15 protein-coding genes are annotated in these 13,954 nt (G+C 50.5%); 10 read left to right on the top strand and 5 right to left on the bottom strand.

What is annotated here, in order from left to right; genetic code table 11:
* The first annotated feature begins 91 nt into the window (after nucleotides 1-91).
* Both WM46_RS24755 and WM46_RS24750 read left to right on the top strand, forming a co-directional pair.
* Nucleotides 92-547 carry a multidrug/biocide efflux PACE transporter gene (locus WM46_RS24755; RefSeq protein WP_102603643.1) on the top strand — a complete coding sequence of 152 codons (456 nt, stop codon included), beginning with the start codon at nucleotides 92-94 and terminating at the stop codon, nucleotides 545-547.
* A gap of 142 nt (nucleotides 548-689) precedes the next feature.
* Complete coding sequence (locus tag WM46_RS24750) at nucleotides 690-1,919, top strand: amino acid permease (RefSeq protein WP_061075198.1); 1,230 nt, start codon at nucleotides 690-692, stop codon at nucleotides 1,917-1,919.
* Nucleotides 1,920-1,947: 28 nt separating this feature from the next.
* Here WM46_RS24750 and WM46_RS24745 read toward each other — a convergent pair whose 3' ends face one another.
* Entirely contained in the window at nucleotides 1,948-2,418 is a 471-nt protein-coding gene (locus WM46_RS24745; RefSeq protein WP_102603642.1) for a hypothetical protein, read from the bottom strand.
* Complete coding sequence (locus tag WM46_RS24740) at nucleotides 2,405-3,124, bottom strand: transcriptional regulator (RefSeq protein ID WP_187394427.1); 720 nt, start codon at nucleotides 3,122-3,124, stop codon at nucleotides 2,405-2,407. Before WM46_RS24740 ends, WM46_RS24745 begins: the two co-directional genes overlap by 14 nt.
* A gap of 677 nt (nucleotides 3,125-3,801) precedes the next feature.
* On the opposite strand from WM46_RS24740, the gene WM46_RS24735 reads away from it, so the two are divergent.
* Nucleotides 3,802-4,503, top strand: coding sequence for a helix-turn-helix transcriptional regulator (locus WM46_RS24735; protein ID WP_102603640.1), 702 nt, complete (start codon nucleotides 3,802-3,804; stop codon nucleotides 4,501-4,503).
* A gap of 20 nt (nucleotides 4,504-4,523) precedes the next feature.
* Nucleotides 4,524-4,835, top strand: coding sequence for a hypothetical protein (locus WM46_RS24730; protein ID WP_061075202.1), 312 nt, complete (start codon nucleotides 4,524-4,526; stop codon nucleotides 4,833-4,835).
* A gap of 27 nt (nucleotides 4,836-4,862) precedes the next feature.
* Here WM46_RS24730 and rcnR read toward each other — a convergent pair whose 3' ends face one another.
* Complete coding sequence (rcnR, locus tag WM46_RS24725) at nucleotides 4,863-5,135, bottom strand: Ni(II)/Co(II)-binding transcriptional repressor RcnR (RefSeq protein WP_042999451.1); 273 nt, start codon at nucleotides 5,133-5,135, stop codon at nucleotides 4,863-4,865.
* A 120-nt stretch (nucleotides 5,136-5,255) separates the two neighbouring features.
* On the opposite strand from rcnR, the gene WM46_RS24720 reads away from it, so the two are divergent.
* The 6 genes from WM46_RS24720 (at nucleotide 5,256) to WM46_RS24695 (ending at nucleotide 12,910) form a co-directional block, all read left to right on the top strand.
* Entirely contained in the window at nucleotides 5,256-6,161 is a 906-nt protein-coding gene (locus tag WM46_RS24720; RefSeq protein ID WP_102603639.1) for a nickel/cobalt efflux protein RcnA, read from the top strand.
* Nucleotides 6,162-6,997: 836 nt separating this feature from the next.
* Nucleotides 6,998-7,531 carry a fimbrial protein gene (locus WM46_RS24715; protein WP_061077924.1) on the top strand — a complete coding sequence of 178 codons (534 nt, stop codon included), beginning with the start codon at nucleotides 6,998-7,000 and terminating at the stop codon, nucleotides 7,529-7,531.
* Nucleotides 7,532-7,583: 52 nt separating this feature from the next.
* Nucleotides 7,584-8,336, top strand: a complete 753-nt coding sequence (locus WM46_RS24710) for a fimbria/pilus periplasmic chaperone (RefSeq protein WP_102603638.1) — start codon at nucleotides 7,584-7,586, stop codon at nucleotides 8,334-8,336.
* Entirely contained in the window at nucleotides 8,317-10,872 is a 2,556-nt protein-coding gene (locus WM46_RS24705; protein ID WP_102603637.1) for a fimbrial outer membrane usher protein, read from the top strand. Before WM46_RS24710 ends, WM46_RS24705 begins: the two co-directional genes overlap by 20 nt.
* Before the next feature lie 6 nt (nucleotides 10,873-10,878).
* Nucleotides 10,879-12,219: a fimbrial usher protein StbD gene (gene stbD / locus WM46_RS24700; RefSeq protein WP_061075205.1), complete on the top strand. Its 1,341-nt coding sequence runs from the start codon at nucleotides 10,879-10,881 to the stop codon at nucleotides 12,217-12,219.
* Entirely contained in the window at nucleotides 12,185-12,910 is a 726-nt protein-coding gene (locus tag WM46_RS24695; RefSeq protein ID WP_102603636.1) for a fimbria/pilus periplasmic chaperone, read from the top strand. Before stbD ends, WM46_RS24695 begins: the two co-directional genes overlap by 35 nt.
* Nucleotides 12,911-12,942: 32 nt before the next feature.
* On the opposite strand, the gene WM46_RS24690 is transcribed toward WM46_RS24695, so the two are convergent.
* Nucleotides 12,943-13,215, bottom strand: a complete 273-nt coding sequence (locus WM46_RS24690) for a GNAT family N-acetyltransferase (protein ID WP_061075207.1) — start codon at nucleotides 13,213-13,215, stop codon at nucleotides 12,943-12,945.
* Between the two features lie 11 nt (nucleotides 13,216-13,226).
* Nucleotides 13,227-13,457, bottom strand: coding sequence for a 4Fe-4S mono-cluster protein YjdI (yjdI, locus tag WM46_RS24685; RefSeq protein ID WP_042999445.1), 231 nt, complete (start codon nucleotides 13,455-13,457; stop codon nucleotides 13,227-13,229).
* Between the last annotated feature and the right edge of the window lie 497 nt (nucleotides 13,458-13,954).

Below are 13,954 nucleotides of genomic sequence, written 5' to 3'. Positions count from 1 at the left end.
CTTTATCGATGGATACTATCTTTTAGATATCACATAAAACGATAAAATTCCCCCTATTCCGTTATCCGGGCGTTTTCAAGAAAGGTAAGTTATGCAACACAATGCGGTTCAACGTCGTTCATTACTGGAGCGTGTTTTTCACGCTGTCTGTTTTGAAGGGATTGCCACGGCGATCCTGGCACCCACCACGGCCTGGTTGATGCAACGATCGGTGCTGGAAATGGGCGGACTGACGATCCTGCTGGCGACCACGGCGATGATCTGGAACATCATCTACAACGCGCTGTTTGACCGTTTCTGGCCTTCACATCTGGTGAAACGAACGGCGAAAGTGCGTGCGTTTCACGCGCTGGGGTTTGAAAGCGGCTTTATCGTCATCGGCGTGAGTATCGTGGCGTATGTGCTGAACGTCAGCCTGATACAGGCCTTTACGCTGGAGATCGGCTTCTTCCTGTTCTTCCTGCCCTACACCATGTTCTACAACTGGGCGTATGACACATTGCGCGTACGCGTCGTGAAGCGTCGCGAACAGCGCGTGACTGCCTGATAACTCACACGTTTGCCGGAATCCACGCGGTTCCGGCAAGACCCGTTGCCACCCCTTCTCCTGTTCAGCCCTCACGCCCACCCGCTCATTTATGGTAAATTGCGCTTCTTTTTGTTTATTTTATAGTTGATACGTTCAAGAAATGTCGAAAATTTGGTCAAAAGAAGAGACGCTCTGGAGCTTTGCGTTATATGGGACTGCCGTGGGCGCAGGAACCCTGTTTCTCCCCATCCAGCTTGGCTCCGCGGGCGCGATTGTACTGTTTGTCACCGCTCTGGTTGCCTGGCCTCTCACATACTGGCCGCATAAAGCGTTATGTCAGTTCATTCTCTCGTCGAAAACCTCTGCGGGAGAAGGGATCACCGGTGCCGTGACGCACTATTACGGTAAGAAGATCGGCAGCCTCATTACCACGCTGTACTTTATTGCCTTTTTCGTGGTGGTCCTGATTTATGCCGTCGCCATCACCAACTCCCTGACAGAGCAGCTCGCCCGCTATCTTGAGATTAGCCTCGGCATCCGCATGGGAGTCAGTCTTGGCGTGGTATTAATCCTGAACCTGATTTTCCTGATGGGCCGTCATGCGACCATTCGGGTGATGGGCTTTTTGGTATTCCCGCTGATCGCTTACTTTTTATTTCTCTCGCTGTACCTGACCGGCAGTTGGCAACCCTCGTTGCTCACCGGACAAATGGCGTTCGATCAGCACACGCTGCATCAGGTATGGATCTCGATTCCGGTGATGGTTTTTGCTTTTAGCCATACGCCTATTATCTCCACGTTTGCTATCGACAGACGTGAGAAATATGGTGAGCTGGCCATGGGTAAATGCAAAAAAATCATGAAGGTCGCCTATCTGATCATCTGCTTAAGCGTGCTGTTCTTCGTCTTTAGCTGCCTGCTGTCGATTCCGCCATCGTACATCGAAGCCGCTAAAAATGAAGGCGTCACCATACTTTCGGCCTTATCCATGATGCCTGCCGCCCCGGCGTGGCTCTCGATTTCAGGTATCATCGTCGCCGTGGTGGCGATGTCGAAATCCTTTCTCGGCACCTACTTTGGCGTCATCGAAGGGGCAACCGAGGTGGTCAAAACCGGTCTGCAACAGGTTGGGGTGAAGAAAAGTCGGGCCTTTAACCGCGCCCTGTCTATTATGCTGGTATCGGCCATCACCTTTATTGTCTGCTGCATCAATCCGAATGCGATCTCGATGATTTACGCCATCAGTGGGCCGCTCATTGCCATGATTTTGTTCATTATGCCGACCCTGTCGACATACCTGATCCCGGCGTTAAAACCGCACCGCTCGCTCGGCAATCTGATCACCCTGATTGTCGGCCTGCTGTGCGTGTCCGTGATGTTCCTCGGCTAACCTGGCGTAAACGGTTCGTCCGGGCCGTTTACTCACTATTGCGACATAACAGCGAGGGGGAGCCTACCGTCGTGAAGGCCCACCCCTCCCGATAACGTTTAATCAATAACGAGAAAGAGGCTCGCTCAGAGAGGTAGATCGTGGGCAGCGATCGGAGCCCTTTTTTCGCCTCTAAATCATCACTCGGAAACCGCACAAGATTATTGGTGTTAATAATATAGTTGTCCCGCAACTTGTAATAGGTGAAATAAATAATCCGGCTGACTTTATAATTTTTCGCTTCCGGCGTAGTCAATTCACCAGTGATTGTGACGATCCCCTGATTATTTTGCATCTGGTAGGCGACATCCCCCCGGAACTCCTCATTATTAATTTCCCATACCACCCGCCCCTGGCAGTCAATGTTATTTTTTTCTTTATGTAAATACCAGTAGCCCACGCCTGCCAATATCACGACGACAATCAGCAAAACGGATACTATCAATTTAATTTTCATCATTAATCGAGTACCAGGTCGTACATTTTGTCTGCGGGTGTTCTCTTATATCCAACTGGCAGGCGACGGCCGCAATATTCTTCGCACTATTCATTCCCGAGAGATACACATAGTTATGATTCTGACAGATATCCGGGTGTCTCGTCAGGAATACCGCATAGCGAGTGTTTAATGTACTTTTGCCTTTCAATAATAAGGTACAGGATGAAAAGGAGGTGGTATCAATAATGGCATAGGAAGAGAACAGCGATTCGGCTGGCGGATAAAACACCCCCAAAGAGACGCTTACGCCGACCAACAATAGTGACAGCAAAATAGCCCCCATCATCAGCGTGGTCCTTGAAGGCCGCTGTTTACGCGGTGCCGCCGTCATCGCAGGTACTGTTGGCTCCTCCTCAGTCTCCTCTTCTCTCGCATGATCAACCGATTCTATCTCCGTCCGTTGAATATCCGCCGTCATCATCATACCGCGCCGGGCGACGGTTCTGATCAGATCGCGCGGCAACCCGACTTCCGTTAATGCATTCCTGAGCATGAGGGCCGTCTGGTATAACGTATTGACGGAAGTGATGTTGTTTTTTTCTCCCCAACCAATCTTTACGAGCTGGCTTTGTGAAATAACAACCCCACAATGTGTAAGGAGATATAAGAGAATGAAACTCGCAGGGTTTTGAAGAATGACCGCTTTTTGCGTATTCTTATTCGTCAACGTTCTGTCACCCGGGTGAAAGTCAACCAGGTTATTAATTGTGTATAATGTTGTATGTGTGTACTTCTCTGGCACTGTGTGCATTCTCGCATTTACATGATGAATGTCATGCTACAAAAATCTTATACAGAGATCACCAAATATATAATAGATATGCCATTTCGATCATAAGCAAAAAATAAAAAATCTTATAAATCAATACACTTATACCTGAAAAGGATCATGTAATCTTAATTAAGACCATTTTAGATGCTTTATCATTCAGCACTCATTATTATTGTTTCACGTTTAAAAAACGGACAAACAGATAAATAGCATTACTGAATAAAGGACAAAAGCATTGTTACAAATGTTTCAGGCAATTTAACATAAGATCAACTTTTTGCCATTAATGCCATTTAGCGATAAAACTTAAACATTTTTGCAATATAGATTTTCCTGGTGGTTGTTACAAAATTCCTGGAGGCGATTTTTTATACTTCGCCAGTTAAGTAATGACCCCGTCAGAAACCTGAATTGATACAGAGATAATACCCCTAAAAAAGCTGGGATTAAGAATAATAGCAATAAACATATTTTCGGATTTCCTCTCTATCAAAGTTGCATTTTGTAGAGTATTGACATGTTTTAAAACGGATGAAATTATGAAATCATCTACGGATAGGGAGGCGCTCAATATGGGGCTGGACGTTAAATTAAAGAATTTGACATGCAGCAGTTGTACTTTGCATTGTAAAATAATGCCCGAAAAATCACCCCGCTTACAGTATTGCGCCAATGCCTGTTTTTGCATGTGGCCAGAAGAAAGCATTTATTTTAATAAAGGGGTCATTGAAGGCATTTTAAATAACAATCACAACGCCAGACTTAGTGGTTATATTTTTGTGGATTTTTCTATCAGCTTCTTACGCCTGTTTCTGGATAAAGAGTGGATAGAATATCTCGCAAGTACACGCATGGGGATTATTCTGATCAGCGATCGCAACATGCAGTCGCTCGCCAACTACTGGCGCAAAAAGCATCCTGCGATTTCTGCCATCATTTACCATGATGACGGACTGGATGTCGCCAATGAGAAGATCAGGCAGGTGTTTATCGGGCGACATTTGTCGTTTACCAAAGGCAATACGTTGACGCAGATGGAGTTCACCATTCTGGGCCACATGGTTGCAGGCAGTAACCCGCACCAGATCGCTCAGTTGTTGGAGATGGATATCCGCAGCATCTACGCCTACAAGCAAAGAATTGAAAAAAGAATGGGTGGACGAATCAATTCGTTGTTTATTCACTCTCATCCGATCTCAGGCGATAAGTTATCTTACCCGCTGTTGATCAAAGAGACGGATGGTTCAGCAGTGCATTTGCAAAGACGCAGATGAGTCCGACAACAGGGAACGAAATGGACAAGGATTATAAAGTGGAATACTACGAGGAAGAAACGCGCGCGCTGAGTGCGGTACTGTTATCGCTGTTTACGGCCCGTGCGGAGATAGCTTTCGGTGAGCTGGAGTGCTCTCTGCAAAAACTCGCCTTCCCGCCTGCCGTGCGCAGGTTGTGTGAAGAGGCATTGCAAAGTCATAGTGAAGACGAAGCCGATCGGACGAATGCCCGGGCAGTTTGCTGCCTGCTGCATGCGCTGGAATCCATCAGCGGCTATAAGCACGTTGAGCGCTATATTGCCCAACGGAATCAGGCGGTCGTGTATTGCTAAGACACCGAGTCGGGACAGCGTTCCCGACTATTTTATATAGGAGTCCAGAACTTTCAGTACCACGTCCAGATCTTCTTCCCGCTTCTCTTCATCACTCTGATGGACGATATGCTCGGTCAGATGCCCTTTAATCACTTCCCGCATTAAACCATTCACGGCTCCGCGTATCGCGGCAATCTGCTGCAACACGGCGGCGCACTCATGGGGTTCATCGAGCATTTTCTTCAGCGCAACCACCTGCCCCTGAATTTTGCTGGTTCGGGCTTTAAGCTTCTGTTTATCCCGGATTGTGTGTGACATCGCAACACCTCATTAACATAAAACTAGGTGAATTATAGCATTACGAATCTACTGGGGGGTAGTATTTGGTACTGGGGGGGAGTAGAATCTGGCGAAAACAAGCAACTAAGAATCATTATCATGGGTGAATTTTCAACACTTCTTCAGCAAGGTAACGCGTGGTTTTTCATTCCCAGCGCGATTCTTCTCGGCGTGCTGCATGGACTGGAGCCCGGTCACTCGAAAACGATGATGGCGGCATTTATCATCGCCATTAAAGGGACCATTAAGCAGGCGGTGATGCTGGGACTGGCGGCAACGCTCTCCCATACCGCCGTGGTCTGGCTGATCGCCCTCGGCGGCATGTATATCAGTCGGGCGTTTACCGCAGAGTCCGTGGAGCCCTGGCTGCAACTGATTTCCGCGTTTATTATTCTGGGCACTGCAACCTGGATGTTCTGGCGGACATGGCAGGGTGAGCGAAACTGGCTCACCGATATGCAACATGATGATCATCATCATGCCCATCACGATCATCATGCTCACGAACATCACGATCACGAGCACGAGCACGAGCATCATGACCACCACGAACACCACGATCATGAGCATCATCACGACCACAGTGACCTGGCAGGACTGGCGGAAGGGTCGAAAGCTTATCAGGATGCCCATGAGCGTGCGCATGCCAGCGATATTCAACGCCGTTTTCACGGCAAAGAGGTGACCAATGGGCAAATCCTGCTGTTCGGTCTGACCGGCGGACTGATTCCCTGTCCGGCGGCAATTACCGTGCTGCTGATTTGTATCCAGTTAAAGGCCTTCACGCTCGGCGCAACAATGGTGCTCTGCTTTAGCCTGGGGCTGGCGATTACGCTGGTGACCGTCGGCGTGGGCGCAGCAGTCAGCGTCCATCAGGTCGCTAAGCGCTGGAGTGGATTCAATGCACTGGCAAGAAAAGCGCCCTATTTTTCCAGCCTACTGATCGGTCTGGTCGGTCTGTATATGGGCATTCATGGCTACATGGGGATTATTCACACCTCCTGAACGCACATTTCTGAGGCACAGCGCCTGCCGCTGTGCTCACTTATCTTTCCAGAAAAATCCACCCATTTCGCTGCAAGCGCAACTATTTGCTCGCTAAATACCATCTGATATCGCCATAAAGCACACCGCGTTGGGCTGAAAAACAATCGTCAGTTGCCATTTTCAGGGCAGGTTCTTCCTGTTTATTGCGATGAAAATGATGAAAGCATCTCAATATCAATTACAGAGTAAATATTTTTTTTCCGTTTTTTGATGTCAAACACCCTGCAATTACTGGAACCCACATCACTTAGTTTCCAAAAGAAGATAAGTAATCACATAAAATTCTTATCCCGGCATAGCATCATAAAAATGGTTAGCATGGCTAACTATTCATTTTTTCTTATACATTAAATGTGAATTATCTTAACCAGACAATCAATTAAGGAGAAATACGTTTTACGTTCGGTTCAATACTTCAATATTAATCATCTAATAATAGAAAATTCCTAAAAAAGTTACCACCGATCTATTTCCAGATTTCAATAGACTCAACCTATCACCAGTATTCTATCTGTTCGTTTTAAACGATTTTCCTCTCCAGGAACATTCCGGATAATATCCACAAAGACAAATTAATTTATTCATTCGGGTGAAATGAATCTCGCTGCGAGAATAAAGTCATGGTTATGAAGATATTCTCAACGCAAAAAAAACTCACCCTTAAGAAAATTACCAATAATTTTATTTTGTCTTCATTCCCGCACAGAGCCATCGCGATAAATGTCCCTGCGCATGGAAGAACCCTGACTCACAGGGTAAATCAACACGACTGATAAAAAATGGAGTTTTATATTATGACCTTAAATCGTGCCTTCCTTTCGGCGCTGATGGCTTCTGCGCTCTTTTCCACGAATGCACTGGCCTCTGACAATACCATTACGTTTATGGGCGAAGTGAGTGACGAGACCTGTTCAATATCGGTAAACGGTTCTGATGCCTCTCCGGTGGTATTGCTGCCGACCGTAACGGCTACCGAACTGAATGCCAATCAGGTGGCTGGCGCGACGACATTTGATGTCGGTGTGAGCAACTGTACCGGCTCGTCTACTGGCGTGCAGATCTCAACGGTCTTCGTTGGCAACAACATCAGTTCTGCTACCGGAAACCTTGGCAGCACCGGTTCTGCGACAGATGTAGAGATCCAAATTCTCGACACCAGCGATGACGAAATTGATTTCCGCAGCGCCTTTACCGGCACCGGCGACCTCTCTCTCGCCGCTGACCAGACCTCAGCGAGCGCGACCTATAAAGCCCAGTATTACAGTGGCGGCGCGGCCACCACCGGTACGGTACTGGCTTCACTGCAATACGCCGTTTCCTATCAGTAAACGTCGTTCTGGCGGGAATGTACTCCCGCCATCCACATTCAGGGAAAATACTATGCGAACCTCTCATCATCATCGCACGCTTATTTCAGGCTGCCTGTTTCTTTTTTTAGCCGCATGCTGTAGCCACGTCAGCGCCAGTATTACGATGACAGGAACGCGTATTATTTATAATGGCGCGACGAAATCGACTGATGTGCATCTGAAAAATAAAGATGCCATTCCTTATGTTGTTCAGAGCTGGTTCGATAACGGTAATATGGCCGATGGCCCGGAAAAGTCTGCGCAGGTTCCGTTTATTGCCACGCCCCCGGCATTTCGCATTCAGCCTGGCGAAGGACAAATCATTCGTATTGTTTACACTCAGGGAAAAACATTACCGCAGGACCGGGAGTCACTGGTCTATTTTAATTTCATGCAGATTCCGCCCGCCAATGCCGGACAATCAGTGAGCCAAACCGAAAAACAAAACAGCCTGCTGATTATGCTGCGCAATCGGGTCAAACTTTTTTATCGCCCGGCAGGACTGGTCGGCGATCCGCAAAAAATGCTGGAGAATCTGCAGGTCAAACGGATTAGCGGAAATAAAGAACTGGCAATAAGTATTAAGAACAATCAGCCTTATTTCGTCACGGTCGCGGCCCTGCAACCCGGCGGTTCATCGCAAATCCAGCACCCCAAAAATGACATGATTTCGCCTTTTGCCAGCGAAACGTTTCACTTTCCGCGAACCGCTGACGCCCAGCGCGTACGCATTACCTTGATCAACGATCAGGGAGCACGCATCAGTGCCGACTATCCGCTGTAACACCGTCGTCGCGCCCCTGCTCGGCCTGGCGTTAGTTCCGGCGACGGCGTGCGCGGAATACTACTTTGACCCGGCGCTTTTGCAGGGTTCCGATTTTGGTAAGTCACTGGATCTGGATCGCTTTAATCAGCGGGACAACGCCCTTCCGGCGGGCGACTATGTGCTCGACGTATATCTTAACAACCAGTTGATTCGCCGCCAGGCATCGATCGCCCTGGTTAAACCGGAAGGCGACAAGACAGAGATACAACCCTGCCTGTCACCGGAACTGATTGCCGTCAGCGCCATACGTACAACGCAAAATGTAACCCCTAACCTCTGTCTGCCGATCGATAGCCTGGGCCCGAAAATCAACTGGGAGGTGGATTTAAGCTCGCTGCGCCTGAACATGGTGGTTCCCCAGGCGGGGCTGTTACATTCACCGCGAGGATTCATCCCGGTTTCCGAATGGGACGCCGGGGAGACCGCACTGTTTCTGCGCCACAACACCAACTTTTACCACACCGAAAACACGAACAGCCATCTGCGCTATGACTATCTGTGGAGCAACATCAATGGTGGGCTCAACCTTGGCCTGTGGCAGGTTCGCCATCAGGGCAACCTGCGCTACGCCGATGACAATCAGACGGGGGGACACTACAAATACAATGCGGTCGCCACCTCGGTACAACGACCTTTGCCGCAACTGGACAGCATCATTGCTTTCGGCGACAACTACACCAACAGCAGTCTGTTTGGCAATCTGTCATTCAATGGCGTCAAGCTCAGCACTGACCAACGCATGTGGCCGCAGGGCAAACGAGGCTATGCCCCGGAAGTGCGCGGCGTCGCCACCACGACGGCCCATGTGGTTGTTCGCCAGCAGGGAAAAGTCATTTACGAAACGACCGTCGCGCCCGGTGCCTTCGTGATTAACGATCTGTACAACACCCGCGGCCAGGGCGATCTGACTGTGGATGTCGTTGAGGCAAACGGACAAGTTTCGCGCTTCACCGTCCCCTATTCCGCCGTACCGGACTCGATTCGTCCTGGTAACTGGAATTACGAACTGGCGATGGGCTACGTTCGTCAGTACTACAGCGTAGAAAATAAGTTTGTTGAAGGTGTACTGCAGCGCGGGATGAGCAACGTGCTGACAGCCAACATGGGTTCACGACTGGCGGATAATTATCAGGCCTTCCTCGCCGGCGGCGTGCTGGCAACCTCCGTCGGCGCATTCGGTTTGAACACGGTTTTTTCCAGCGCTCATGTGGAAAATAACGAGAAACAACAAGGCTGGCGCGTCGAGGCAAGCTACAGTAAAACCTTCACCACCGGAACCAACCTGGTCCTCGCGGCCTATCGCTATTCCACCAGCGGCTATCGCGATCTGCAGGACGTACTCGGCGTACGTCGCCAGGAGAAAAACGGCACCCTCTACTACTCCGACACGCTCAATCAGCGGAACAACTTCTCGGCGACGCTCAGCCAGCCGATGGGCGACTGGGGCATGTTGAGCTTTACCGGCAGCACCTCGGATTACTATAACAACGCTTCACGCATCACCCAGTTGCAGCTCGGTTACAGCAATAGCTGGCGTGACATCAGCTTCAATATCAGCGCCGCACGCCAGCGGAGTACCTACTCCAGCCGCTACTTCAGCAGCGTCAACGATCGCGATTTTGATAATGAAAACCAGCGCAAATACACGGAAAACACCGTATCGCTGGGGATTTCGATTCCATTCGACTTTGGCTCCAGCCGCTCGCAAATCAACCTCGACATGAACCGCAGTCGCGACAGCCGGACGGCCACGGTCGGGATGAGCGGGACGACGGGCGAAAAGAGTTCTACCTCGTGGGCGCTCTACAGCGGCATCGAGCACAACAACGACACTGGCGACAGCTCGACCTGGGGCGGAAATATTGAACATCGCACCTCCGTCGGCGCCTTCCGCGCTTATGCCTCCCGGGGCGACAGTTATCAGCAGTATGGACTGGGGATGTCCGGTACGCTGGTCGCCCATCGCGGTGGGATTACCGTCGGTCCGTATACCAGCGACACCTTCGCACTGGTGGAAGCCCCCGGGGCACGCGGAGCCGAGATTCGTAATGGGCAGGGCGCGACGGTGGACCGTTTCGGCTACGCGATCCTCCCGTCATTAACGCCCTACCGCTATAACACCATTAGTCTCGACAGCCGGAATATGGCCGATGACGTCGAACTTCAGGGCGGCAGCAAGCGGCTGGTCCCCTATGCGGGCGCGATTTCCCGCGTCACGTTCAAGAGCACACACGGGAAAGCAACGTTGATTAACACCACGCTGCCTGACGGCAGCCAGCCACCGATGGGCGCGGACGTCACGGACAGCGATGGCGAAGCTGTGGGCATCATGGGCCAGGGCGGGCAAATCTACGCCCGAATCGCCGCACAGTCCGGCGTGCTGTTCGTTAAGTGGGGTAAGAACGCCGCCCAGCAGTGCCAGGTCTGGTATCAATTGCCGACAACGCGCGACGCGCCGCTGTATCAACTTACGCTACCTTGCCGCCAGGAGTGATGGCTTATGAAATTATCCTCTTTTCTCCCGCTGCTGTTGGTCGGCGTCGTACTGGCACAGCCGGCATGGTCTGCCTGTAAAAGGGTAACCTCTGCCAACGATCTGTCTCAGACGGCGAAAGATGCCGGTTACATCGGCGCCAGTTGGGGGGGCGTTGGCGATAGCGAAGTCAAAGGCAAACTGGGGCTGCCCGGCGTTATCACCTTAAGCAGCGGCACCGGCTTTCAAACGGAAGGCACGCTGCTCGCCAGTTCGACGGCCAGCTTTGTGCCTAACGGCCGCACCCAGGGCGTCAACGCCAATCAGATCTATTTCCGCTGCGACGTCGCCGAAATCGGCAAAGTGTATGAGTATTACGCCACCAACGGCGACGACGCATGGGGCGGCAGAGAAGCAGTTGCCGGGATTGAAGGCGCTTACTATACCTACGTCAAAAACGTGGCGCTCAGACTGACAAACCTGAAAACCGGGCAATACTATTCGCGCTACTGGCAAACACGCCTCATCCCTGAAAGCGAGATGTTCAATGACGGGACCTACATTTATATCCCGGGCAGCGCCTTCAGCGATGTTTTCGTTGAGCTGTTTCGGGTTGATGACGCGTCGAAAGGGGCAAACGGTTCAAATCGTTATGGTTATACCTACGCGGGACCGGCTGGCTATATCGCCTTTCACGGCGGCGGCATGAGCTCCGGGTTGTTTGACGGCGCTGACAGCCGAACCAACTACGACGGCTGGGGCGCCATGCAGTGGCCTGGCGGCTGGACGCTCACCAGCCAGAGTTACTTTGTGCGCGGAGCCGCCTGTCGAATTGATGATTATCCCGCCATTGTCCGTCTGCCGCCGATCAGCGTCGGTGAACTGAGCGGCGGCGGCACAGCGCAGACCCCGTTTAACATTACCGTCGAATGCGAAACCGGTGCGATCTCCAGCACCGCGGTCTCGACAACCAGCAAAGCGAACGTGGCAATGGGGTTTCTGGTGAATAACCAGACGGCGGCGAATGCAGCAAACCAGTTAGGGCTTAAGACCGGATCGGGGGCCTGGACCTGGCTGCTCGATAACCATTATGGCGTCAGCGGCGTGGCGTCCGGCGTGGGCATTCGTATTTACAGCGAAAAACTGGGCGGTAGCGCCATCAACCTGCTGCCAAATCTGACGTCCACCGCCACGGGTAACGCCGGGGGATGGTACGGCTATGCCGATTTAACCAGTAAAACCTCAACAAGCGGTTCGACCGAATTTTATAACGGTGAATTCACCGCCTCGCTGGAAGCCATTCCCGGCGAAGCCATAACAGCAGGATCGGTTTATGCACAACTTCAGGTGGTGGTTAGCTTTCAGTAGCGCGTTGCTGTTGAACGTTCTCCCGTCCTCTGCTCACGCGGTGGTGAATAGCGAAGTGATCCGGGTAATTTTTAATGCCGGGGACAAAAGCGCTTCGCTGGCGCTGATCAATTCCCCACAGCAGCCGGCCCTGGTTCAGGTCTGGACCGATACGGGTAATCCGGCGAGCCAACCCAACGAGGAGACGACGCCCGTCATCGCACTGCCGCCGGTATTTAAAATGCAGCCCGGCGAACTGCGCAGCATTACGCTGCAACTGACCGACACCTCAGCCCTGCCGCGCGATCGCGAAGCGCTGTACTGGCTGAACGTGTATCAGATCCCGCCCATGACGCAGACCGATGCCCAGGTGACGCAGAAAGTGGTACTGCCGTTACGCATCCGTATGAAGGTATTCATTCGCCCGAAAGGTGTCGGTGCACTTAAGGAAAGCGATGCAGAGACGCTGCGCGTGACATACGCCGGGGCGCAAAATCAGTTGCAGATAACCAACCCCACCCCGTGGCATATCACGCTGGCCGCGATAAGCTGTGAGGCAGGCAGTACAAGCGGCATCATGATTGCGCCGCTTGCCACTGTGTCGGTCCCGCTGCAGGGGCGTGGCGCGTCGTGTTCGTCGGTCCGCTATGAAGCGATCAACGATCACGGCACCCTCTGGCAATATGAAAAAGCCGTATCACGTCTACCTTAGCGGACGGCTTACGCGCCTTGCCCGGCATCGTTTCAGGCCCGAATATCGTCATACTCGCGAGTTTTATCAAACTCATGTTTGGCAAACGGGCAAAGAGGGATAACTTTGCGATTCTCGCGGCGCATTTTCTCCACCACTTTCGCCACCAGCTGTTTTCCAACCCCCTGGCCTTTCAGGCTGGCATCGACATCGGTATGCTCAATAATACTTAAATGCTCACCGGTTGGAACAAAAACAATTTCAGCGACCTGATTCCCCTGATCATTATTGACATAGAATTTATTGTGACCTTCCAGTATTTCCATTTTCCCCTCGCTTATTTACGACGATATTGCAGCGCCCCGCTTGGGCAGGTATCGATAACGTTGATCACCGTTGATACATCCACTTCATCAGGCATAATCCACGGCTTACGCTTCAGATTGAAAAGTCTGGCGCTACCGCGTACACAATTCCCAGAATGCTGACAAATTGCCGTATTGAAGTAGACATCGATTTTCTCACCGGTATAGACGCGATAACCCGCATCCTCAAGTTGCTTATCCATGACATTGCCTCATTTTTTGTTTATCTCTTAAGCATAGCGCGTGAATGTCACCCACCACCACTTTAATGTTAGATGAGTAAATACTCATCTGTTCCTTATGGTTAAGCATAAAAAACCAATTACAGGTATGCTTAAGATTTTATATTATGCATTTAATGACATTTAAGGTTATTCGCTCTAATTGACTATTTCTCATCAGGTCGTCATAATAAATCTTTCAAAAAAGTCATTTAAAAAACCAGTTTTTATTCAAGAATACTAATTAAAAAGAGTGATTTACAGGAAGGTAAGCCGGTCTGATACCGAATCTTAAATCACGGTATTGAAACAAATTTCAACGCCACTTTGTTGATAATCAGACCATAATTTCTCCGGAATGAGGCATTGGGATTTTTAAATGATTACGGTAACTGATTATTCATAGCGGCAGAAATCACCAGTTTTGTTAATTAATTGCTTTATTTTATATGTACTTATGTAAAACCACAGAACAAAAA

The organism is Citrobacter freundii complex sp. CFNIH2, assembly GCF_002880615.1.
GTDB lineage: Bacteria > Pseudomonadota > Gammaproteobacteria > Enterobacterales > Enterobacteriaceae > Citrobacter_A > Citrobacter_A amalonaticus_F.
This window is presented reverse-complemented; position numbering and strand designations above follow the sequence as displayed.

Excerpts from the sequence above, each read along its gene's own strand:
- WM46_RS24735 (WP_102603640.1), top strand. The coding sequence starts at position 3,802 with ATGGGGCTGGACGTTAAATTAAAGAATTTGACATGCAGCAGTTGTACT.
- WM46_RS24710 (WP_102603638.1), top strand. The coding sequence starts at position 7,584 with ATGCGAACCTCTCATCATCATCGCACGCTTATTTCAGGCTGCCTGTTT.
- WM46_RS24720 (WP_102603639.1), top strand. The coding sequence starts at position 5,256 with ATGGGTGAATTTTCAACACTTCTTCAGCAAGGTAACGCGTGGTTTTTC.
- rcnR (WP_042999451.1), bottom strand. The coding sequence starts at position 5,135 with ATGTCACACACAATCCGGGATAAACAGAAGCTTAAAGCCCGAACCAGC.
- WM46_RS24715 (WP_061077924.1), top strand. The coding sequence starts at position 6,998 with ATGACCTTAAATCGTGCCTTCCTTTCGGCGCTGATGGCTTCTGCGCTC.
- yjdI (WP_042999445.1), bottom strand. The coding sequence starts at position 13,457 with ATGGATAAGCAACTTGAGGATGCGGGTTATCGCGTCTATACCGGTGAG.
- WM46_RS24750 (WP_061075198.1), top strand. The coding sequence starts at position 690 with ATGTCGAAAATTTGGTCAAAAGAAGAGACGCTCTGGAGCTTTGCGTTA.
- stbD (WP_061075205.1), top strand. The coding sequence starts at position 10,879 with ATGAAATTATCCTCTTTTCTCCCGCTGCTGTTGGTCGGCGTCGTACTG.
- WM46_RS24730 (WP_061075202.1), top strand. The coding sequence starts at position 4,524 with ATGGACAAGGATTATAAAGTGGAATACTACGAGGAAGAAACGCGCGCG.
- WM46_RS24755 (WP_102603643.1), top strand. The coding sequence starts at position 92 with ATGCAACACAATGCGGTTCAACGTCGTTCATTACTGGAGCGTGTTTTT.
- WM46_RS24745 (WP_102603642.1), bottom strand. The coding sequence starts at position 2,418 with ATGATGAAAATTAAATTGATAGTATCCGTTTTGCTGATTGTCGTCGTG.
- WM46_RS24690 (WP_061075207.1), bottom strand. The coding sequence starts at position 13,215 with ATGGAAATACTGGAAGGTCACAATAAATTCTATGTCAATAATGATCAG.
- WM46_RS24695 (WP_102603636.1), top strand. The coding sequence starts at position 12,185 with ATGCACAACTTCAGGTGGTGGTTAGCTTTCAGTAGCGCGTTGCTGTTG.